14 protein-coding genes are annotated in these 21,688 nt (G+C 69.3%); 7 read left to right on the top strand and 7 right to left on the bottom strand.

Features of this window, described 5'->3' with window-relative positions; genetic code table 11:
* Positions 1 to 30: 30 nt before the first annotated feature.
* The 3 genes from QQ657_RS23210 to QQ657_RS23200 all read right to left on the bottom strand — a co-directional run bounded on the left by QQ657_RS23210 (position 31) and on the right by QQ657_RS23200 (position 3,442).
* A complete protein-coding gene (locus tag QQ657_RS23210) occupies positions 31 to 1,233 on the bottom strand; it encodes an acyl-CoA dehydrogenase family protein (protein ID WP_284744320.1) in 1,203 nt (400 codons plus the stop codon).
* 20 nt (positions 1,234 to 1,253) lie between these two features.
* Positions 1,254 to 2,549, bottom strand: a complete 1,296-nt coding sequence (locus QQ657_RS23205; RefSeq protein WP_284744397.1) for an acyl-CoA dehydrogenase family protein — start codon at positions 2,547 to 2,549, stop codon at positions 1,254 to 1,256.
* Between the two features lie 95 nt (positions 2,550 to 2,644).
* Complete coding sequence (locus QQ657_RS23200; RefSeq protein ID WP_284744319.1) at positions 2,645 to 3,442, bottom strand: SDR family NAD(P)-dependent oxidoreductase; 798 nt, start codon at positions 3,440 to 3,442, stop codon at positions 2,645 to 2,647.
* Positions 3,443 to 3,542: 100 nt separating this feature from the next.
* Between QQ657_RS23200 and QQ657_RS23195 the strand changes: the two genes are divergently transcribed.
* Positions 3,543 to 4,367, top strand: a complete 825-nt coding sequence (locus QQ657_RS23195) for a helix-turn-helix transcriptional regulator (RefSeq protein ID WP_284744318.1) — start codon at positions 3,543 to 3,545, stop codon at positions 4,365 to 4,367.
* On the opposite strand, the gene QQ657_RS23190 is transcribed toward QQ657_RS23195, so the two are convergent.
* Positions 4,362 to 5,567 (bottom strand): low temperature requirement protein A, encoded by a 1,206-nt coding sequence (locus QQ657_RS23190; protein WP_284744317.1) that lies wholly within the window; start codon positions 5,565 to 5,567, stop codon positions 4,362 to 4,364. The genes QQ657_RS23195 and QQ657_RS23190 overlap by 6 nt on opposite strands.
* Positions 5,568 to 5,685: 118 nt before the next feature.
* Between QQ657_RS23190 and QQ657_RS23185 the strand changes: the two genes are divergently transcribed.
* The 4 genes from QQ657_RS23185 to fxsT all read left to right on the top strand — a co-directional run bounded on the left by QQ657_RS23185 (position 5,686) and on the right by fxsT (position 13,692).
* Entirely contained in the window at positions 5,686 to 6,600 is a 915-nt protein-coding gene (locus QQ657_RS23185) for an effector-associated domain 2-containing protein (RefSeq protein ID WP_284744316.1), read from the top strand.
* 94 nt (positions 6,601 to 6,694) lie between these two features.
* Positions 6,695 to 8,191, top strand: a complete 1,497-nt coding sequence (locus QQ657_RS23180; RefSeq protein WP_284744315.1) for a VMAP-C domain-containing protein — start codon at positions 6,695 to 6,697, stop codon at positions 8,189 to 8,191.
* A complete protein-coding gene (locus QQ657_RS23175) occupies positions 8,169 to 9,227 on the top strand; it encodes an AAA family ATPase (RefSeq protein ID WP_284744314.1) in 1,059 nt (352 codons plus the stop codon). The genes QQ657_RS23180 and QQ657_RS23175 overlap by 23 nt, the downstream gene beginning before the upstream one ends.
* A gap of 1 nt (position 9,228) precedes the next feature.
* Positions 9,229 to 13,692 carry an FxSxx-COOH system tetratricopeptide repeat protein gene (fxsT, locus tag QQ657_RS23170; protein ID WP_284744313.1) on the top strand — a complete coding sequence of 1,488 codons (4,464 nt, stop codon included), beginning with the start codon at positions 9,229 to 9,231 and terminating at the stop codon, positions 13,690 to 13,692.
* Positions 13,693 to 14,424: 732 nt separating this feature from the next.
* Here fxsT and QQ657_RS23165 read toward each other — a convergent pair.
* Together QQ657_RS23165 and QQ657_RS23160 are read right to left on the bottom strand one after the other, a co-directional pair.
* Positions 14,425 to 16,263, bottom strand: coding sequence for an HEXXH motif domain-containing protein (locus tag QQ657_RS23165; RefSeq protein WP_284744312.1), 1,839 nt, complete (start codon positions 16,261 to 16,263; stop codon positions 14,425 to 14,427).
* Positions 16,264 to 16,556: 293 nt separating this feature from the next.
* A complete protein-coding gene (locus tag QQ657_RS23160) occupies positions 16,557 to 17,735 on the bottom strand; it encodes a TetR/AcrR family transcriptional regulator (protein ID WP_284744311.1) in 1,179 nt (392 codons plus the stop codon).
* A 149-nt stretch (positions 17,736 to 17,884) separates the two neighbouring features.
* On the opposite strand from QQ657_RS23160, the gene QQ657_RS23155 reads away from it, so the two are divergent.
* Positions 17,885 to 19,096, top strand: coding sequence for an acetyl-CoA C-acetyltransferase (locus QQ657_RS23155; protein ID WP_284744310.1), 1,212 nt, complete (start codon positions 17,885 to 17,887; stop codon positions 19,094 to 19,096).
* 8 nt (positions 19,097 to 19,104) lie between these two features.
* Positions 19,105 to 21,276, top strand: coding sequence for a 3-hydroxyacyl-CoA dehydrogenase NAD-binding domain-containing protein (locus QQ657_RS23150; RefSeq protein ID WP_284744309.1), 2,172 nt, complete (start codon positions 19,105 to 19,107; stop codon positions 21,274 to 21,276).
* Positions 21,277 to 21,329: 53 nt separating this feature from the next.
* On the opposite strand, the gene QQ657_RS23145 is transcribed toward QQ657_RS23150, so the two are convergent.
* Positions 21,330 to 21,635: an antibiotic biosynthesis monooxygenase family protein gene (locus QQ657_RS23145; protein WP_284744308.1), complete on the bottom strand. Its 306-nt coding sequence runs from the start codon at positions 21,633 to 21,635 to the stop codon at positions 21,330 to 21,332.
* Positions 21,636 to 21,688 lie beyond the last annotated feature (53 nt).

The raw sequence follows: 21,688 nt of genomic DNA, 5'->3' as shown, positions 1-21,688 counted from the left end.
GAGGGTACCGGAGGCCGACCTACCGGCGCTTCACTTCAGTTCGGCGGACGACTTCCCGAGGACTCGTCGAGCCACGATGAGCTGCTGAATCTGCTGCGTCCCCTCGAAAATGTCCAGGATCTTGGCGTCCCGAGCCCACTTTTCGAGCAAAGACTCTTCGCCATAAGCCCCGGTCAGCTCGACGCACTTCAGCGCGATCTCGACCACCGATCGCCCCGCCTTGGCTTTCGCCATCGACGCCTGCAGGGAGTTCGGCTTGCGGTTGTCCGCCATCCACGCGGACTCCAGCGTCAGCAGGTACGCCGACTCGTAATCCGCCTCCAAGCGAAGGAACTCGGCCGCCGCGGCGTGCTGCGAGTTGGCGGGCCGGTCGTAGTCGATCTCCACGCCCGCCTCGGTGAGAATGCGGCGAGTCTCCTCCAGCGCCGCCCGAGCCACACCGATCGCCATCGCCGCCACCAGCGGCCGGGTGTTGTCGAACGTCTGCATGACGCCCGCGAAACCCTTGGCCGTGTCGATTTCCGGGGTACCCAGCAGGTTCTCCGCCGGGACGCGGCAGTTCTCGAAGCGCAGCACCGCCGTGTCCGAAGCGCGGATGCCGAGCTTGTGCTCGACGCGCACCACCTCGAAGCCCGGTGTGCCCTTCTCCACCACGAACGACTTGATCGCCGCGCGGCCCTTGGACTTGTCCAGCGTCGCCCAGACCACCACCGCGTCCGCGCGCTCGCCCGACGTCACGAAGATCTTCTCGCCGTTCAGCACGTAGTGGTCGCCGTCGAGGCGCGCCGTCGCCGTGATGGCCGCCGAGTCCGAACCGCACGACGGCTCGGTGATCGCCATCGCCGCCCACATGCCGGAGAAACGCTGCAGCTGCTCGTCCGTCGCGACCGAGCCGATCGCCGCGTTGCCGAGACCCTGGCGCGGCATCGACAGCAGCAGGCCGACGTCACCCCAGCACATCTCGATCGTGCCGAGGACGACGTTGAGGTTGGCGCCGTTGCGGTTGCCCTTTTCCTTGTCCGGACCGGACCGGCGGACGCCCGCCGCGCCCGCGCCGCCCTCGCCGGACGAGTTGAGCCCGTCCAGCAGCGCCGCGAACATGTCGAGCTCGCTCGGGTACGTGTGCTCCGCGCGGTCGTACTTGCGCGAGATCGGCCGGAACACCTCGGCCGCGGCCTGGTACGCCTGGTTGATCAGCGCGCCGGCCTTCTTGGGAGCTTCCAGGTTAATCATCGTTAACGCCTTTCCGAAACCTAGAGAAGGACGGCGCCTTCCATGACGCCGATGGCCCGCAGGTCCCGGTACCAGCGCTCGACGGGGTGCTCCTTCACGAAGCCGTGCCCGCCCAGCAGCTGCACACCCGCGCTGCCGATCTGCATGCCCTTGTCCACGGCGAGCTTGCGCGCCAGCGCGACTTCCCGCGCGTACGGCTTGCCCTGCTCGGCCCGCGCCGCCGCGCGCAGCGTCACCAGCCGCAGGCCCTCCAGCTCGATCGCGATGTCGGCGACGGAGAACGCGACCGCCTGCCGGTGGCTGATCGGCTCGCCGAACGCCGTCCGCTCGTTGACGTAGGGCACGACGTAGTCGAGGACGGCCTTCGCGGTGCCGGCGGCCAGCGCCGCCCAGCCCAGCCGCGAAAGCCGGACGAGGTCGGTGAAGACGTCGAGCTTGCCGCCGCCGAGCAGCGCGCCCGCCGGCAGTGCGACGCTCGAAAGGTGCAGCTTGCCGGTCGCGGCGCCGCGCAGGCCCATCGCCGGCTCGGACTCGATGGTCACCCCGGCGTTCGACGACTCGACGAGGAACAGTGCCGGTCCGCGGCCTTCGAGGTCGGCCGAGACGATGAACAGCTCGGCCTGCGCCGCGCGCGGGACCAGCGACTTCACGCCGTCGAGCTGGTAGCCCTTCGGCGTGCGACGCGCTTTCGTCGCGGGCTTGAACGGGTCGTAGAGCGCTTTCTGCTCCTGCAGCGCCAGCGCCGCGGCGGGCACGTTCTCGCCGACGAACGCGGGCAGGTAGTCGGCCTGCTGCTGCTCGTCACCCCAGCTGACCAGCGCGGTGCTCACCGCGGACGGCGCGAGGACCGCGACCGCGAGTCCCAGGTCGCCGTGCGCGAGGGCCTCCGCGACCAGGGCGTTCGTCACGACCGAGCGTTCGGTGCCGACGCCGCCGAGCTCCTCGGGGATGCCGACCAGGCTGATGCCCAGCTCGGCGGCCCGGGTCAGCAGGCCTTCGGGCGCCTCGAGCTTGGCGTCGGCGTCCGCGGCGGCCGGGCGCAGCTGCTCGGCGGCGAACTCCGTCACGGTCTCGACGATGAGCTGCTGGTCCTCGCTCGGCGTGAGGTCGAACAGCCCGGTGTCGCCGGCCGGGGTGAGCCGGGCGGGCTTGCCCAGCTTCTGCACCGACCTGAACGACCGGGTCGCCGCGCCGGCGACGCGGAAGCCGTTGCGCGTCCCCGCGGTGACCAGGCCTTCGATGGGCTTGCGCAGCCCCGCCCGATCGACGACCTTGCTCCCGGCCAGCCGGGTCAGCGCGGAAAGGCCCCAGCCCATCGCGTCCCGTTTCCTTGGCGCAGCCATGTGGCCCTCCATCCGTTACCTACTCGTGAGTAGGTTAACGCGGGAGGCGGCGCGGCGCCAGTGTGGGCTCACTTACGAGTGAGCCGGGCCGAGATCGCCCACAGTTCCCGGGCGGCGTCGTGGTCCCGCCGCCGTTCGAGCCGGGGCTGCCCGCCGTTCCGGCCGCCCGGGCCGACGTAGGCGTTGCCGGGGACGTCCTCGGTCGCGGCGAACAGGATGGGCAGCGCGCCGTACTCGGCCTTCTTCTGCGCGATGACCGGGTAGAGCGCCCGCAGGGCCAGGGCCTGCACGCCGCCGTAGTTCCGGTCGATCCCGGTCCGCGCGACGCCGGGGTGGGCGGCGACGGCCCGGACGCTGCTCCCGGACTCGGTCAGCTGCCGCTGCAGCTCCTGCGTGAACAGCAGGTTCGCCAGCTTCGACTGCGCGTACGCGCCCATCTCCGAGTAGCGGCGTCGCTCCCAGTTCAGGTCGTCGAGACGGAGCCGTCCCAGCCGCGACAGGCCGGACGAGACGGTAACGACCCGTCCAGTGAGGTGCGGCAGCAGCAGGTTCGTCAGCAGGAACGGCCCGAAGTGGTTGACGGCCATGTGCGTCTCGAAGCCGTCGGCGGTCTTCGCGTACGGCACGGCCATGACGCCGGCGTTGTTGACCAGGACGTCGAGGTCGCCGGTCCAGCCGGCGGCGAACTTGCGCACCGACGCGAGGTTGCCGAGGTCGAGGCGCCGGACCTCGGTGTCACCCGGCGGCGGCGTGACGCGGGCGGGGTCGCGCACGGCGAGGACGACGCGGGCTCCGGCGGCGGCGAGTTCGCGGGCGGTGATGGCACCGAGGCCACCGCCGGCCCCGGTGATGAGGTAAGTGGTCATGGCTCGAGCGTCGCGGCGCCGGGACGGACGCGGCAGAGCGCGTCGATCGGGGGATCGGCAATCCCTGGCACTGACCCGGAGAGCGCCGATAATCGACGACGTGGACCGTGCCGAACTAGCCGACTTCCTGCGCCGACGCCGCGAAGCTCTGCGCCCGGAAGACGTCGGGCTGCCGCCCGGGCAGCGCCGCCGCACGTCCGGGCTGCGCCGCGAGGAGGTCGCGACGCTGTCGGGCATGTCCACCGACTACTACACGCGGCTGGAGCAGCAGCGCGGGCCGCGGCCGTCGGAGCAGATGCTGGCCGCGATCGCCCGCGGCCTGCGGCTGACGCTGGACGAGCGCGATCACCTGTTCCGGCTGGCCGGGCACACGGCGCCGTCCCGAGTGTCGCGCGCGGACCACGTCAGCCCGGCGCTGATGCGCGTGCTGGACCGGCTGCACGACACGCCCGCGCAGGTGATGTCGAACCTCGGCGAGACGCTCGTGCAGAACCGGCCGGCCCAGGCGCTGCTCGGTGACGAGACCGGCCACACCGGGCCCGCGCGCAGCGCCGCCTACCGGTGGTTCACCGACCCGGCGGAGCAGTTGCTCTACCCGCCGGCGGACCGCACGCGCCACGCCCGGTTCCTGGTGGCGAGCCTGCGGGCGTCGTCGGGCAGCGACCCCCGGGCCGCGGAGCTGGCGCGGCTGCTGGCGGCGAAGAGCGCGGAGTTCGCGAAGCTGTGGGAGGCGCACGAGGTCTCGGTGCCGTTCGAGCGGCGCAAGACGATCGTGCACCCGGGCTTCGGCGAGATCGCGCTCGACTGCCAGCTGCTCCACACCGACGACTTCGCCCAGGTGCTGCTGGTCTTCACCGCCACGCCCGGCACGGAGGACGCCGAGAAGCTGCAGCTGCTGTCGGTCGTCGGCCCGGAGCTGTTATGAGTGCTCGGTGTGCACCTGCCGCCGCCACTCGGCGAACCGGAGGCGTTCGAACCCGATGAGCCCGAGCACGACCCCGGCGACGACCAGCAGCAGCACGGCGGCGGGCACGTGTTCCAGCAACGGCGTCGCGGCGACCAGCAGGATCCCGACGGCCAGCCGCTGGACGTTCCAGCTGCCGAGGTTGCGCTTGCGCAAAGCGCTGAGCGCGACCAGGTAGAGCGCGATCCCGCCGGTCAGCGTCCAGATCGGCACGCCGTGCAGTGCCTCGCCGGGCGTGTGGTGCTCGGTGTCGGCGATGTAGAGGAAGGCCTTCTTCAGGCCGAGGGCGACGAGCACGATCCCGGCGATCAGCGGCAGGTGCAGGAAGGTGTAGGAGTCGGTGGCGAGCTTCGTGCGTTCGGTGCCGGTGGCCCGGGTGAGCCGGTGCTCGGAGACGCGCGCGACGACGTCGAAGTAGGTCCACCACATCCCGGCGGCCAGCGCGAGCCCGCACACGGCGGCCCCGGCGACCAGCCACGACATGGGCAGTGACCCGATCCCGATCCCGATCGCGACGATCGACTCCCCGAGCGCGATGATCACGATCAGCCCGAACCGCTCGGCGAAGTGCGCGGGCGAGTTCAGCCGCCAGCCTTCGGGCCCGCTGAGGTAGACGTTGAGATAGTCGGCCAGCAGCGCGACGACCCACAGCCCCAGCTGCCAAGGCCCACTCAGCGCGGTGCTCACGGCGAGCAGCACAACGGAGGGCAGCAGTCCCACGAACATCTTGAGCAGTACCTTGCGCAACCCAGGGTCATGCTGCGCGGCCCCGAGGTAGGCGACAAGGTGCAGCAGCCGCACGAGCGCGTAACAGCCGACGAACAGCACGGGCGCGAACAGCCCACCGGGGAAGTCGACGAAGGCCTCGGGGATGGTGAGCGACACGAGGAACATGACGGCCATGGCCCCGAACATCGCCAGCCGAGCGATCCCGTGATCGACATGGATGGTGGTCCCGAGCCAGGCATAGGAGCACCAGCACCACCAAAGGACGGCGAGCATGGCCAGCCCCTGCCCGACCCCGAGGGGGCTCAGGTGGTCGGCCATCAGCTGGGTGGTCTGGGTGATGGCATAGACGAAGACCAGGTCGAAGAAGAGCTCAATGGTGGAGACGCGGTGGTCCTCATCCGCGCCAACCAGGTGCAGTCGTCTCGTGGGCACGCCGAATTATGGACGAAACAAGGACAAGGAGGTCCGGTTTCCGCGTAACGCTGTGCGCGAACATGGCCGAGCGTGCATGTGTCTGGGACACTGAGTGCGGGACGTGGGGAGGTGGGTCGTGCATTCCTATGCGGCCGCGCACCACAAGACGATCATGGCCGTCGACATCGCAGGGTACAACAACCCGAGCCGCACCCTGGCCCACCTGCGTGAAGTCCACGAAGGCCTCTGGCGAGTCCTGCGCACGACGTTCGCCGAAACGGGCATCCCCTGGGACTCGTGCTATGTCGAGAACACCGGCGACGGCGCGATGATCCTGCTGCCCCCGGACATCGCGAAGGCGGACTTGGTCGCGCAGTTCCCGGCCCGCATGCGCGATGAGCTGCGCCGCTACAACCACGTGCACGCGGAGGAGGCTCAGGTTCAGCTCCGCCTGGCCCTGCACGCGGGCGAGGTCGCGGAGGGCAGCCACGGGCGCGTGAGCAAGGCGGCGAGCTTCACGTTCCGCATCCTCGACGCCCCGGAAGCGAAGGCCGCGCAGAAGGAGGCGAAGGCCGACCTGGCGCTGATCACCTCGGACCTGTTGTACCAGGACGTGGTGCGCGAAGACCCGGCCGCGGATCCGGGGGCGTACCGCCGGATCCCGGTCAAGGTCAAGCCGGAGGAGAACGCCGCGTGGGCATGGCTGCGCCTGTTCGGTGCGGTGAACGGGGTATCCGTTTCCGCGCCGGCCGAGGCGAAGCGTGAGGCGTTCCCGGCACTGATCGACGCGTTGCTCGCGGTGCCTTGTGTGCGCAAGGCGGAAAGCCGCCGGTTGTTGCTGGAAATGTTCCCCCGGCGGGAAATCGCCGATGCCGTTCCCTATCACGCCGAGGACCGTCTGCACGTCATCGCGCTCGCCCGGACGTGCGAGCGGTACGCGAGCGGAATGGCGGATCTCCTTGCCGCCATCCGGCTGCTCGACCCGGGATCGCCGCAGGTGGAGAAGGTGGCGTCACTGGTCGAGGCGGGGGCGGGGCGGCCGGCGGGCTGAGCGATGTCCACTTTTTGCCATTCTTCCACCCGGGTGAATGGGTAAACTCACGATCTTCGGGGGCGCTCTGCGGGGGCGGGAGGTGGTTCGTCAGATGGCCACGCGGCGAGGCTTGCCCCAACTCGGGATCGCGATCCGCAAAGCACTCGTGGACGTCCTCGTGGTGGCGGGCTTCGCCGACGACAAGGCGATTCGCGCGTTGATGGTGGGTGAACTGCGCACCGCGCTGGATCACCCGTTCACCTTTTCGGACCAGCTTGCCGCGCGTGACCAGCTCGTCGAAATCGTCACTGCCTGCGGCCGGCTGGACAGCGGGCTGGCCGTGCTGGCGGAGGTCCTCGAATTCCTGCGGCCCGGGACGAAGGAATGCGCGGAAGTGCGGCGGCTGGTGTCCTCCGTGCGGATGCACGACGTCGTGCCGGAAGCCGAACAGGAGAAGCTCCGTCGACGGTTGGAGGGGTTCGTCCCGCCCGGGCTTGGCGGGGCGGTTCGCCGAGCCGCGCGGTACGTCGTCCCGCCGCCTTCGTACGCAGACGCGGCAACGGCGTTCTCCGGCCTTGCCGACTTCAACGCCGCGCAGGGCGAGCTGCCACCCGTGCTGATCTTCGTCGAACTCATCGCCGGGGAATGCGACGAACCGCTCGCCGGTCAGCTGCGGGAATGGTGCGCCGGGCAGGCCCGGCGGCTCCGCCTCGACAAAGCGTTGTCGGAACTGCGTGAAGAAATCGGCGGTACTCCGCCGCTGGAAGGCAGGCTGCACCTGATGATCGTGGTCCGGCCGGACGCGATCGAGCCGGGGCTGTACCAGTTGTCCCACTGGCGGCAGGACGATCCCGCCGAATGGCCACCGCCGTGCGGGGACACCGCGCTGGTCCGCGAAGGCGATCTCGAGGAGCGCGTCGACGCTCTGGTCGTCGCGGCGGAAGAGTCCTGGTCGGGCGGGACCGCGGATGTGACACTGGAGTTCGTGCTGCCCAGGGCGTTGTTGAACCTGCCGGTGCATTCATGGTCCGCCGATCGCGGTTCCGGTGTGCCCAAACCGTTGTACCTCGGGTACCCCACGGTCATTCGTTCACTTGAACGGATGAGTTCCCGCAAATGGCACCGCGTGTGGCGGCGCCGATGGGAGGCCTTGAGCCGTGATCCTTCGTTGGAACGGGTGTATTTTTGCCCGGCCGGAGTAGCCGAAGACAACTATCGGCTCGACGCGATACTCAGCGACGAACAGTGGGTTGTGATGGTGCTCAGTGAATCGCCGCCGGTCAGCCCCATTTCCGAAGGTGACGAGCTTTTGGCGGCATTGCGCGCGGGGTTGCCGGTGATCGTTTGGCACCCCACGGCCTCTTCGGAAGTCGCGCGCGAAGTGGTAGCCTGGCTTGCCGGTAGTAGTGGCGGATTGGGGGATTTGCCCGCGCGGGCAAGGGAGTCCCGGCTGGATGCACTTCGAAATCCGCCGTCGTCGACGGGCGACGGCGTAGTACGCGATCTGGTGGTGCTATGGGACGACCCGAACCGGCTGCTCCCCCTCGCCGAGACGGGCATGGTCCGGCAGGCCGGGGGAGGCGCCGATGAGCGTGACCGAGCATCCTGACAGCCCACCCGATTGGTGGATCTACCGCGGGACCGGCCGTCCGCTGGCGGATATCCGGTTGGCGGACCGCCTGCCTCCGCCGCCCCCGTGGCGCGACTTCTCGACGGCGTTGCCGGAGGTGGACGTGACCCCACCGGATGACGGCGAAACGGATCGCAAGCTCGGCATCGAACTCAGCTATTCGGCGCGGAACGTCAACCGGCACGAAGTCGACATGGTCAACGCGGCGCTCTACCTGCGGCGCCCGCTATTGGTCACCGGTCGCCCCGGCAGCGGCAAGTCGAGCCTGGCCTACCGGATTTCGCGGGAGCTGCGCCTCGGCCGCGTTCTGCGCTGGCCGATCACCTCGCACACCACACTGAAGTCGGGGCTGTACGACTACGACGCCATCGGCCGTGTGCAGGCCGCGGCCGCGCGACAGACGTCGGCAGCGGGCTCCGAACGGGAGGAGCCGCCGGTCGGTGAGTTCGTCCGGCTCGCCGAGCTGGGCACCGCCTTCCTGCCGCGCCGGCTGCCGCGCGTGCTGCTCGTCGACGAGCTCGACAAGGCGGAGTCCGATCTCCCGCACGACCTGCTGAGCCTCTTCGAAGACGGCGAGTTCCAAGTACCCGAACTGGCCAGGGATGCCCGGCACTCGGTGCAGGCCGAGGTGTTCACCGCCGATCCGGGCCACACCGCGGTGGTCGAGCACGGCCGGGTCCGGTGCGCCGCCTTCCCCGTCGTCGTCATCACCAGCAACGGCGAGCGGGACTTCCCACCGGCGTTCCTCCGCCGCTGCCTTCGACTGGAGACCCGCGAACCGGACGCCGACCAGCTCGCCGCGATGGTGGCCGCGCACGCGCTGGACCCGCACCGCACGCAGAGCGCGCTGGTCGAGGACTTCGTGACGCGCAGCGCCGCCGTCGGCGGGCTTCCGGCCGACAAGCTGCTGGACGCGGTGTTCCTCGCGACGTCCGGTGCGTACCGGCCGGACGACGATTCGTGGCCGCGCCTCGTGGACTCCCTGTGGCGCCAGCTGAATCCGCAGGTGCCGTGACATGGCGGAACGGCCGGACGGGACGCCGGGCGACCACGACCTGACGTGGCGCGAGCTCGCCGACGGGATGTGGCTGATGGCCACCATCCAGGGCACCCGTCCGCTCGCCGAAACACCCCGGCCCGGACACCCGCACGACGCCGACGCCGAGACTGACGCCGAGGAAAGACGGCCCGCTCGGCAGCGCCCGCGTGCCGATCTGCCGGACGCCGGAGCCACGTCGTTCGCCCACACCGTCGAAGCGTCGCGGCCCGATCCGCCGCCGGACCGCGTCCCGGACCTCGAGCAAGCCGCCGGCGACGGCGGCTTGCTCGCACAGCGCAGCCCGTTGACCGCCCCGGCGCCGGACGGCGACGCCGAAGCCGAACCGTCCGCGACGCTCCCGGTGCTGCCCGACGCCGCCCGCCTGGTCCGCGCGTTGCGGCCGTTCAAGCGCAAGGTCCCGTCCCGCCGCGAGAGCGACGTCGAACTCGACGAAGAGCGGACGGCGGAAGAAGCCGCCACGACCGGGGTGTGGCTGCCGCACACTCGTCGCCGCCGCGACCGCTGGCTCGACCTCACCCTGGTCGTCGAGTCGGCACCGTCGATGGCGCTCTGGACGCCGACCGTCACGGCGTTCGTGACACTGCTGGAACGGCTCGGCGCTTTCCGGTCGATCCAGCTCAGGCTCCTCGAAACCGGAAAGACCGGTCAGGCCGAAGGTGGCGTGGTGCTCGGCCCGACCCTGCACGGTGGCACGGCCGAGACGCCGCCGCGCGGACCGCGGGAGCTGATCGACCCGTCGGGCCGCCGCTTGGTGCTGCTGCTGACGGACGGGATGAGCGACGCCTGGCGCCGCGACCTCGTTTCGCCGCTGCTTGCCCAATGGGCGCGCGCGATGCCGGTCGCACTCGTGCACCTGCTGCCGCAACGGCTCTGGGCGCGTGGCGGGGTCGACGTGCAAGCTGCGGAACTGACCAGCCCCGGGCCGCTGCGTGCCAACGGCGCGTACCGCCTGCGGCTGACCGACGCTCTGCTCGACGCGGCGGAAACCGCCTCATTGGTCAAGGGCGCGGTCGCGGTTCCGGTGCTGGAACTCGCCGAGCGGTGGTTCCGCTGGTGGGCCGGCCTGGTCACCGGGGACGGCGGGAAACCCCGTCCGGCCGCCGTGGTCCTCGCCCGCGATTCGCCTCGTCCGGCCGATGTGGAGCCCGCCGAAACGGCACCGGAACGTGTCGCCGCCACGGCGACCGAACAAGTGAAGCACTTTCACAGCATGGCTTCGCCGCCCGCGTTTCGCCTGGCCACGCTGCTGGCGGCGGTTCCGGTGGATGTGGGGGTGGCGCGGGCTCTGCAGGCCGAATTGCTGCCCGGGTCCGGACCCGGGCACCTCGCCGAGGTGTTCACCTCGGGCCTGCTGGAACGAGCCCGCGACGGATCGCCGTGGGATCGCACCGCGTGGGAATTTTCCGCCCAGGTAAGGGAAGTCCTGCTGCGCGGCGCGCGCCGGTCTGATACCGCGCACGCGGTGATCACGGCGTCTCGCCGGTTCGGCGAACGCAGTCCGGTGCTCGCGCGGCTCCACGCGGCGCTGGCGGAACCGGATGCCACTCCGGATCCCGAACCGGCCGCCGCGACGGCGGCCGAGATAGCACTCGAACGTGACGTGATGCGGGCGCTGTCGGGTCCGTATCTTTCCCGTGCCGACCGTCTGGCGAGTAGGATCGGGGAGCCAGGTGGCGGTTTACGTAGATCCACTATGGACACTAGTATCCCGGCGGTGAGCGAGACCATGTCGCAGGAACTCGAAAGCAAGAGATACTCGGGTGATCCTGCATCCGTCGTCCATCCCGATGCCGGGACCAGCGGGTTTTCCGCGTCGCCGATCGAAGTGTCGCCCGCTGTGCGGACGAAGATCGTCCGCGAGATCGCGGACACGACCGCCCGGAGTGAACGCCGTTCCGGTGACGACGCGCCACCCGTTTGGGGAACGGTTCCGCCCAAGAACCCCAATTTCACCGGAAGGCGTGAACTGCTCGATCAATTGGGCGAGCGGCTCGGGGCGGGGACGACCGCCGTCCTGCCGGCGGCACTCCACGGAATGGGTGGTATCGGCAAGACGCAGATGGCGGTGGAATACATCTACCGGCACCTGCAGGACTACGACATCGTCTGGTGGATCCAGGCCACCCAGGCCACCCAGATCCGGAAGTCGCTCACCGAACTGGCCCAGCACCTGCGGCTGCCGGGCGCCGACGAAGCCATCACCGCCGTCCCCGCGGTGCGGGAAGCCCTGCGGCTCGGCCGGCCGTACCGTCGCTGGCTGCTGGTCTTCGACTCCGCCGAAGAGCCGGAAATGGTCCGTCCGTTCTTCCCGGTGGACGGACCGGGCCAGATCCTCGTCACCTCGCGCAACCCCGGTTGGGCCGGCATCGCGCGGCCGCTGGAAGTTGCGGTCTTCCAGCGCGACGAGAGCAAGAACCTGCTCGGCCTGCGCCGCTCCGGCCTCGCCGACGAAGACTCCGACCTGATCGCGGAGAAGCTCGGCGACCTGCCGCTGGCCATCGAGCAGGCGGCCGCGTGGCTCGCCGAGACGGGCATGCCGGCCGACGAGTACCTGCGGCTGTTCGACGAGAAGGTCACCGAAATCCTCGACACGTCCGCCCCGAGCGACTACGAGCTCTCGGTCGCGGCCGCGTGGAACGTGTCGTTCGACGAGCTGAGCTCCCGCAGCCCCGCGGCCCACCAGCTCCTCCAGGTCTGCGCCTTCTTCGCCCCGGAACCGATTTCCCGAAGCGTGTTCGCCGGGGTGCGGGGGGTCACGGTGGCTCCCGAACTCGACGCGGCCCTCCGCGACCCGATGCGCCTGGGGCGCGCGATCCGCGACATCAACCGCTACGGCCTGGCGAAGATCGACCACCGCAGCGACACTCTCCTGCTGCACCGGTTGGTGCAGCTGGTGTTGCGCAACCGGATGGGCGACCAACACCGGCTGGAGATGCGCCACGGCGCGCACCTGCTGCTGGCGAACCTGGACCCGAACGACCCGGCGTCACCGCAGACCTGGCCCCGCTACCAGGAGATCCTGCCGCACATCTACGACACCGAGCTGACCGAGTGCAGTGATCCCTGGGTGCGTCAGCTGGTGATCAACCTGTTCAAGTTCCTTTACCACTGGGGTGACCACCAGGGCGCGCTCACGCTCGCGGAACGGGCGGTCAACGCGTGGGCGGCGGACCGCGAGCAACGGCGGGTCCAGGGCGAGGAGCCGGCCGAAGACCCGCCGCTGCTGGAACTCAGCGCGTCCGAACGGCTCGCGTTCTTCTACTGGGTAGTCGGGCGGTACAGCGAAGCGGCTGAAATCGCGAAAGAGACGCTGCGCCGCTACACCGAGGCACTCGGCTCGGAGAGCGAAGAGACGCTGAACGCGCAGCTCACGTACGCACTCATCTTGAAGGCGCGCGGCGATTTCACGGAAGCGCGCAGCCGTAACGGGGAAATCTACGAAAAGGCCAGGGGCCTGTTCGGCGACGACGATCCGATCACCCTGGGCTCCGCGCACGAGTTCATCGTCGCCCTGCTGCTGACCGGTGAGTACGAAGAAGCACGCAAGCTGGCGGACGAGACGTACACCCGCCGAGCCGAGATCTTCGGCTACGACAACGTCAGCACGATCGGCACGCAGGTGCTGCACGTGCTCGCGCGCCGGGAACTCGGGCACTACCCGTGGGCGCGCATCGAAATGGAGCACATCGCGGAACGCGCCGAGCAACTCTACGGCGGCGACAGCGTCGGCACACTCCGCCGTCGCTATTACCAATCGGTGGCGTGCCGCAAGGACGGCGACCACGAAACGGCCCTCGAATTGTCGTCCGACGCATTGCGCAGGTTCCGCATCCGCTACGGCGACAGTCACCCGAACGCGATGGCGTGCGCACTCGGTCACTCCATCGACCTCAGGCATGCGCGGAAGTTCACCGAAGCCCGCGCACTCGGTGAAGAGGTGTTCGACCTCTACCGCGAAAACCTCGGCGAAGGCCACCCGCACACCCTGTCGGCGGCCCTCGACCTGGGCGTGACCCTGCGGCTGGGCGGCGACCCGGCGAGCGCGCGCGTGACCGACGAACGATCATTGGCCCAGTTCCGCGAGAACGTCGGCGAGGACCACCCGCACACGATCGTCTGCGGGATCAACGTGGCGAGCGATCTGTTCGCCCTGGACCGCGTGGCCGAGGCAGCGGAACTCGACGCCGACCTCTTCGAGCGAGCCCGCCGAGTACTCGGCGAGGACCACCCGACGACGTTGGCCGTACAGCTCAACACCTCGTTGGACCTGCGGTCGCTGGGCCAACCCGCGGAAGCGGACCCGTTGTACGAGGACGTGCTGACCCGCTACCGCATGGTGCTGGGCGAAAACCACCCGGGCACGGTCTCGGCTGCGCGCGGAGTGCGCGCGGACTGCGACATCGACCCGATGCCGATGTAACCGATCGACGAACCGGCCAGGCCGAGCGGCGGTCGTGATCGCCGCTCGGCCCGCGCGTCTCCAATTCGAAGCTTGCTCTCGGACGAGCTCGGAAAGTGCCGTTGCCAACCGGCTATGAGCTACTGTCGATTCTTGGGGATGGAGAGATCCTCGACCTCGATGGTGCAACGGTCGCCTATTTCATTCCCGTCTTCGCCATAGCGAGTAATGACGAATGTGAATTCCGGTCCGCGTTCACGCGTCACCGGTGCGGGGGTATGATCCCGGACCGGCGTGGCGCGGCAGCTGGCGAACACACGTCTCGTCATAGGCGGTGTTTCCGCTGGTCAGGTGGAATTATCAACACCGGATCCGCGACTGGATGCGGCGGCTATCGTCGAGACGACACTCGAACGGGACGTGATTCGTGCCCTTTCCGGTCCTTATCTGTAGCGAGCCGATGGTTTGGCCGCCGTGTAGGGGCAATTGGTTCCCGTCGATCCGACGGAGGTCTTGATGCTGATAGCATCCTCGCCACCGCATCGTCGAACTTTCACGCGTAGTCGATCTCGTCGGATTGGAGCCCGACGTGGAAAGGGGCACAGTCTGGTGGGCCATCGTCGAGGTCCTGACCAGCAGGAAGATGTACGAGCGTCTGTTCAGACTGCTTTGCCTCGTCTCGACCTTGGTCCAGGGGCTCACGGCGGTAGCCATCGGAGTCCGGTTCAACCTGCGCTGACCGAGCCCCCGGGCTCAGTGCGTGAACCTCCCCAGCCAGCCGGCGACGGCTTCCACCGACGGCGTTCCTCCCGGCCCGTCACGCAAAGCGCGGTGCACCGCCCGGACCAGCTCCGGGCGGTGCAGCAGTGCGCGGGATGCCGGTCCCGTGCTGCGGGCCGCGAGGGCCAGTCCCAAGCCGGCCAGGGCCGCCGGGTCGTCCGGGTTCGCTTCCAGCAGTTTCCGATATCCGGTCGCGGCTTCCACCATGCGTCCGGCCACGAAGTTCAGGTCCGCCTCCGTGGCACCCGGGACCGCGGATCCCTGTGCGGCGAACCGCGCGGCGCCGTCCGGGCCGAGGCGGAGGCGGACCAGGTCCGTGCGGGCGTCCTGCCAGTCGCCATCCGGGACCGGGGTCGGGACGCGTGGCTCGGGCAGCGCCGTGGCGGCGGACCGCGGTCGCGCGAGTCCGGCCCGCCAGGCTGCTACCAGCTCCGCCACCGTGCCCGGGTCGGGGCGGAGGTGCCTGGTCCGCCAGACCGCGTAGTGGTCTTCGGTGGCGAACCGCGCCCAGCTACGAGGGCCCGAGGCGACCGGTTCGTCCTGCCACGGCGCGAGTTCAGCGGCGACACCCGCCAGGAACCGGCGTCCGGCCACCGTGAGGCTCTCGTCGGCGTGCACCACGTCGAGCGTGCGCCGGACCTGCCCGCGCCACAGCGCGAATTCGAAGGCGGCGAGTTCGTGGTCCGGTTCCGCCGCGGCCAGTGCGCGCCAGAACGACGCGACGCCGAAGAAAGCGTAGATCCCGTGCAGTACACCACTGATCGGGCGGGGGTCTGCGCGCCACGGTGCGTAGAGCCGTTCCCGAGGGTCGTCCACGCTGAGCCGGACGAGGTGGAGCAAGCCGCCCAGCCGGATGTGGTGGAACTCGTGCACCAGTGCGGCTGCCAGCGTGGCGGGGTCTTCGCCGTAGGCGACGATCGCGCTGCCGAACGCTTCCCCGGTCGACGCGCTGGGCAACCGGAACGGGACGGTGGGCGCGGGTACGATCGAGTCCAGCCCGACGCGCAGGGTGTCCGCGACGGCCGGCAGGTGCTCGGTGAGCAATGCCCAGGCGCCGTCGAGCACGGTCCGCCACGATTCGACTTCGACCGGGCTCAAGCGGTCCGGCGGGATCGGCTCGTACAACCCGCGATAAGGATCCACGTCGTCGAGCCGGACTTCGAGCCGCCGCTCACCGGCCCAGCACACGGTCGTCCGGATCCCGGACCACCCCGGTGCGTCGGCGGACGGGTGCGCCGGCAGGCGGATCACCGAGTGGCGGTTCCGGATTTCGATCCCGTCGTTGCCGCCTCGGATGGTGGCGACGGAAAACGGTGCCTCGGCACGTAGCTGAGCCGCGCCCAGCGTCGGCAGTGCGGCTTTGCCTTGCCAGACCGGGATTTCCGTTTCGAACGGGATCCCGGCGCGGATCGCGGCCGCGGCTGCCAGGCAGTGCACATGTCCGACGTGCACCCAGAACGGGCAGACTCCGGTGACGTCCTGCCGGTACAGCCGGGTGGTGTAGCCGGCCCACGTTCCGGTGTACGGGTGGGCGAGGATCGCCTCGAGTGCTTGGGGCGCCGCGTATTCGACCCGGGCCAGCAGCTCCCACGCCGTTTCCGGGGACGGGAGCGGGCGGTACAGGTCTTCTGATTTCGTGACCACTTCGACGAGATTGCGCAGCAGAAGGAGCCGACGGCTCCGTTCGGTCGCCCGCAGTTTGCGCAGTGACCCGGTACCACCCTCGCCGCGGGCCATCGCGTCGAAGTCCGACCAGAGCAACTGGTGGCGGTTCAGTTCCGCGACGGGTTCCTCGGTTTGCCCGGAAACCATCGTCAGTCGACCCGCTTCGCACCGTTGCCTGTGCTAGCTGTGACTTGGATGTGCGAAGCTCGTTCCACCGCATGCCGCAATGACTTGCGCAGTTCGCCGCCGTCCAGGGTGCGCAGTCTGGTGAGGGAGACGCCGCCGAGGTCGAGGAGTTCGGATTCGATTCCGTCTTCTGCGCCGGAACGAGCTGCTTGCATCGCGCTTTTCCCCTTCCGCAGGGAGAGCGGACCCCGTCGGCCCGTTTTCATTGTCCCGCATTCCGGGCCGTTCCGACAGGGACTGACGCTGTGCGCCGATCAGGCGACGTCCAGGACCGTGTGCAGGAGGGTCGTCAGCTCCGCCGCGAAGTGGGGACGGGCGGCCACCCGGCGAGTGCGGGCGAGGTCGTTTGCGATGGTCAGCGCCGCGTGGACGGTGATCTTCGCTTCCCGCGGCGGCAGGGAAGGGTGAACTGTGGAAAGCAGCGTGACCCACTGTGCGACGTAATCGCGTTGCACCCGCAGCAGATCCGCCTTGTCGCGGTCCGGCATCGTGACACGGTCCGCCGAGAATGACACCAGCAGTTCCGGCGTGTGCAGAATCGTGTGCACGTACGACTCCGCCAAGCGGCGCAGAGCTGAGTGTTCGTCCGGGGCCTGCAGCGCGCGCTCGGCCGCCAACGCCAGGCGGTCCGCGGCACGGTGGCCGATTGCCACCATCAGGGCCGCCTTGCTCGGGAAGTGGCGGTACACGCTCGGGCCCGCGATGCCCGCCGCCGCTCCGATGTCCTCCATGCTCACGTCGTGGAAGCCTCGCTGGGCGAACAGCCCCGTCGCCGCCGCCAGGACCTGCTCGCGGCGGGATGGTGTGCCCAAGCCCGCCACCGACGCAGAAGGCGACGAAGCCGGCGAAGGGAGTGTGGCGTTGAGCACACCGAGGGCCAGTTCGACCAGTAACTGAGCGAAGCGGCGGCGGGCCACGGCGGTGTGGTGGACCGACACGCTGCCGAATACCGACAGCGCCGCCCAGCACAGCAGTTCGGCGTCCTCGGCGGGTAACTCCGGCCGTTGGACCAGCAGCGCCTTCGACCATGCCGTCAGCGCCAGCGACGAACGGCGGGCGATCTCCCGCTGGTCCTCCTTCGGCAGGTGACGCCCCTCCCAGCGCCACAACGCTGCGATCTCCCGGCGTTCGACGGCCTGTGTCGCGAGCCGGCCGAGGAGGGATTCCAGCTGGTCAGACGCAGGAACCGAGTCTGATAGTGCCGAAGCCGTCGCCGCCTCCAGGTCCTCGAAGCCGCTCAGGACCACGTACGCCAGGATCGCCTGCTTGTCCGCGAAATGCCGGTACAGCGCCGGCCCCGTGACGCCCGCCGCGTCCGCTATGTCCTTGATGCCTACCCCCGGGAAGCCGCGGGCGCGGAACAGCTCCGCCGCCACCGCGGCCAGCTGGGCCTTGCGGTCGCGGGGTCGCACGCTGCGTACGGAGTCGGTCATGGTGAAAGAACGATAGCGGCTAACGGCACACCTGCAACCCATTGACACCTTGGGGTTATCCGGCGATATGTTAATGGCCATTAGCCCTACTGGTCGGTATCATCGGCCACGGTACGAAGACGTCCCACCCGCTCGCGAGGAGTTGTTCTGTGAGTAGCGAGGCCTACATCTACGAGGCGATCCGCACGCCTCGCGGCAAGAACAAGGGCGGTGCCCTGCACGGCACCAAGCCGGTCGACCTGGTGGTCGGCCTGATCGAAGAGCTCAAGGTCCGCCACCCGAACCTCGACCCCGCCGTGATCGACGACGTCGTACTCGGCGTCGTCTCCCCGGTCGGTGAACAGGGCGCGGTCATCGCGCGCACCGCCGCGCTGAACGCCGGCCTGCCCGAGACCGTCGCGGGCGTGCAGCTCAACCGCTTCTGCGCCTCCGGTCTGGAAGCCACCAACACCGCCGCGCAGAAGGTCCGCTCCGGCTGGGACAACCTGATCATCGCCGGGGGCGTCGAGTCGATGTCGCGGGTGCCGATGGGCTCCGACGGCGGCGCGCTCTTCATGGACCCGGCCACCGCGTACGACAACTACATCGTCCCGCAGGGCACCGGCGCCGACCTGATCGCGACCATCGAGGGCTTCTCGCGTGAGGACGTCGACGCGTGGGCCGTGCGCTCGCAGGAGAAGGCCGAGGCGGCCTGGTCCGGCGGCTACTTCGCCAAGTCCGTCGTCCCGGTCAAGGACATCAATGGCGTCACGGTCCTCGACCACGACGAGCACCGCCGTCCCGGCTCCACCGTCGAGGGTCTCGGCAAGCTCAAGCCGGCTTTCGCGGGCATCGGCGAGCTGGGCGGCTTCGACGCCGTCGCGCTGCAGAAGTACCACTCGGTCGAGAAGATCAACCACGTCCACACCGGCGGCAACTCCTCCGGCATCGTCGACGGCGCCGCGCTGGTGCTCGTCGGCTCCGAGCAGATCGGCAAGACCTTCGGGCTGACGCCGCGCGCCCGGATCGTGGCGACCGCGTCGATCGGCTCCGAGCCGACGATCATGCTCACCGGCCCGACCCCGGCCACCGAGAAGGTGCTGAAGACCGCGGGTCTCAAGCCCGAGGACATCGACCTGTGGGAGCTCAACGAGGCGTTCGCGTCCGTCGTGCTCAAGTGGATCAAGGACCTGCACCTCGACGAGGAGAAGGTCAACGTCAACGGCGGCGCGATCGCCATGGGCCACCCGCTCGGCGCCACCGGCGCGATGCTGGTCGGCACCGTGGTCGACGAGCTCGAACGCCGCCAGGCGCGCCGCGCCCTGGTGACCCTGTGCATCGGCGGCGGCATGGGCGTCGCCACCATCATCGAGCGGGTGTGAGGACACTAATGGCTGAGAGCAAGACCATCCGCTGGGAGCAGGACGCCGACGGCATCGTCACCCTGACCCTCGACGACCCGAAGCAGTCGGCGAACACGATGAACGCCGACTTCCGCGAGTCGCTCGGCGTGACCGTGGACCGCCTGGAGGCCGAGAAGGACTCCATCACCGGCGTCGTCATCACGTCCGCCAAGAAGACCTTCTTCGCCGGCGGCGACCTGAACGACCTCATTCAGGCGAAGCCCGAGAACGCGGTTGAGTTCACCGAGTCGTCCGGCCTGATGAAGGGCCAGATGCGGCGGATCGAGCAGCTCGGCAAGCCGGTCGTCGCGGCGATCAACGGCGCCGCGCTCGGTGGTGGCCTGGAGATCGCGCTGGCGACGCACCACCGCATCGCCGCCGACGTCAAGGGCAGCCAGATCGGCCTGCCCGAGGTGACGCTGGGCCTGCTGCCCGGCGGCGGTGGTGTTGTGCGCACTGTCCGATTGCTGGGCATCCAGAGCGCACTGCTGAACGTGCTGCTGCAGGGTCAGCGGCACCGTCCGGCCAAGGCGCTTGAGCTCGGCCTGGTGCACGAGCTCGTCGGCACGGTAGAGGAGCTCGTCCCCGCCGCGAAGGCGTGGATCAAGGCGAACCCCGAGGGCGGCGTCCAGCCGTGGGACGTCAAGGGCTACAAGATTCCGGGCGGCACGCCGTCGAACCCGAGCTTCGCGGCGAACCTGCCCGCGTTCCCGGCGAACCTGCGCAAGCAGATCAAGGGCGCGAACATGCCGGCGCCGCGGGCGATCCTGGCCGCCGCGATCGAGGGCGCGCAGGTCGACTTCGACACCGCGATCCTGATCGAGACGCGCTACTTCATCAGCCTCGCCACCGGCCAGGTCTCGAAGAACATGACGAAGGCGTTCTTCTTCGACCTGCAGACCATCAACTCCGGCGGCTCGCGGCCGGACGGCTTCGAGAAGTACACGGCCAAGAAGGTCGGCGTTCTCGGGGCCGGGATGATGGGCGCCGCGATCGCGTACGTGTCGGCGAAGGCCGGCATCGACGTCGTCCTCAAGGACGTCTCGCAAGAGGCGGCCGAGAAGGGCAAGGGTTACGCGGCCAAGCTCGAGCAGAAGGCCCTCTCGCGCGGCAAGACCACGCAGGAGAAGTCGGACGCGTTGCTGGCGAAGATCAAGCCGACCGGTGACCCGGCCGACTTCGCGGGTGTCGACTTCGTCATCGAGGCCGTCTTCGAGAGCGTCGAGCTCAAGCACAAGGTGTTCGGCGAGATCGAAAGCGTCGTCAACGCCGACGCGGTGCTGGGCTCCAACACCTCGACCCTGCCGATCACCACCCTCGCCGAGGGCGTGCAGCGGACCGAGGACTTCATCGGGATCCACTTCTTCTCGCCGGTGGACAAGATGCCGCTGGTCGAGATCATCTGCGGCGAGAAGACGTCGCCGGCGACGCTGGCGAAGGTCTTCGACTACACGCTGCAGATCAAGAAGACCCCGATCGTCGTCAACGACAGCCGCGGCTTCTTCACCTCGCGCGTCATCGGCACATTCATCAACGAGGCCGTCGCCGCGCTGGGCGAGGGCGTCGAGCCGGCGTCGATCGAGCAGGCGGGTTCGCAGGCCGGCTACCCGGCGCCGCCGCTGCAGCTGATGGACGAGCTGACGCTGACCCTGCCGCGCAAGATCCGCAAGGAGACCCGCGAGGCGATCGAAGCCGCGGGCGGCACCTGGAAGGCGCACGCGTCGGAGGGTGTCATCGACCGGATGGTCGACGAGTTCGACCGCAAGGGCCGCTCGACGGGCGCCGGCTTCTACGAGTACGGCGAGGACGGCAAGCGCACCGGGCTGTGGCCGGGGCTGCGCGACGCGTTCAAGTCGGGCTCGGCCGAGGTCCCGTTCGAGGACCTCAAGGAGCGGATGCTGTTCGCCGAGGCGCTCGAGACGGTCAAGTGCTTCGACGAAGGCGTGCTGACGTCGGTGGCGGACGCCAACATCGGCTCGATCTTCGGCATCGGCTTCCCGGCGTGGACCGGCGGTGTCATCCAGTACATCAACCAGTACGAGGGTGGCCTGCAGGGCTTCGTCGACCGGTCGCGTGAGCTGGCCGCCCGGTACGGCGACCACTTCGAGCCGCCGGCTTCGCTCGTGGAGAAGGCCGCCAAGGGCGAGATCTACGAATAGGCAGTGGGTTCGTGAAGGCCACCTCGAGTTCCTCGAGGTGGCCTTCACTGCGTTCAAAGGGCGACCGCGACCTCCGCGTGGCTCACGTGGTCGTCCCAGCGGCTCAGCGCTCGCCGCGCGTCGTCTTCGAGGACGGCGTCTTCGAAGCTTTCACCGGCGAAGCCGCGTACGGCGTCGAGGTCGGTGAAGAACGCGATCGAGGTGAACTCGACCTCGGTGCCGTCCGGTCGGCGCAGCAATCGGGCACCCCGGAAGCCCGGCACGTTCTTCAGGTGCTGCGCCACGGCGGTCTCGTAGTGCTGCTGGTAGTCGTCGGCCGTCGCGGCGGGCGCCCAGCCGCGCCAGGTCCGTGCGATCATCGGGTCCCCTTCCATGAAGGGCTTTGACCGTACCCGCGGTTTCCGAGCGGAAG

Source organism: Amycolatopsis ponsaeliensis (genome assembly GCF_030182635.1).
Classification (GTDB): Bacteria; Actinomycetota; Actinomycetes; order Mycobacteriales; family Pseudonocardiaceae; genus Amycolatopsis; species Amycolatopsis ponsaeliensis.
This window is presented reverse-complemented; position numbering and strand designations above follow the sequence as displayed.

What these genes read in the sequence shown, in the direction of transcription:
- QQ657_RS23210 (WP_284744320.1), bottom strand. Translation starts at nt 1,233, where the DNA reads ATGATTAACCTGGAAGCTCCCAAGAAGGCCGGCGCGCTGATCAACCAG.
- QQ657_RS23205 (WP_284744397.1), bottom strand. Translation starts at nt 2,549, where the DNA reads ATGGGCTGGGGCCTTTCCGCGCTGACCCGGCTGGCCGGGAGCAAGGTC.
- QQ657_RS23180 (WP_284744315.1), top strand. Translation starts at nt 6,695, where the DNA reads ATGGCCACGCGGCGAGGCTTGCCCCAACTCGGGATCGCGATCCGCAAA.
- fxsT (WP_284744313.1), top strand. Translation starts at nt 9,229, where the DNA reads ATGGCGGAACGGCCGGACGGGACGCCGGGCGACCACGACCTGACGTGG.
- QQ657_RS23145 (WP_284744308.1), bottom strand. Translation starts at nt 21,635, where the DNA reads ATGATCGCACGGACCTGGCGCGGCTGGGCGCCCGCCGCGACGGCCGAC.
- QQ657_RS23165 (WP_284744312.1), bottom strand. Translation starts at nt 16,263, where the DNA reads ATGGTTTCCGGGCAAACCGAGGAACCCGTCGCGGAACTGAACCGCCAC.
- QQ657_RS23200 (WP_284744319.1), bottom strand. Translation starts at nt 3,442, where the DNA reads ATGACCACTTACCTCATCACCGGGGCCGGCGGTGGCCTCGGTGCCATC.
- QQ657_RS23175 (WP_284744314.1), top strand. Translation starts at nt 8,169, where the DNA reads ATGAGCGTGACCGAGCATCCTGACAGCCCACCCGATTGGTGGATCTAC.
- QQ657_RS23150 (WP_284744309.1), top strand. Translation starts at nt 19,105, where the DNA reads ATGGCTGAGAGCAAGACCATCCGCTGGGAGCAGGACGCCGACGGCATC.
- QQ657_RS23160 (WP_284744311.1), bottom strand. Translation starts at nt 17,735, where the DNA reads ATGACCGACTCCGTACGCAGCGTGCGACCCCGCGACCGCAAGGCCCAG.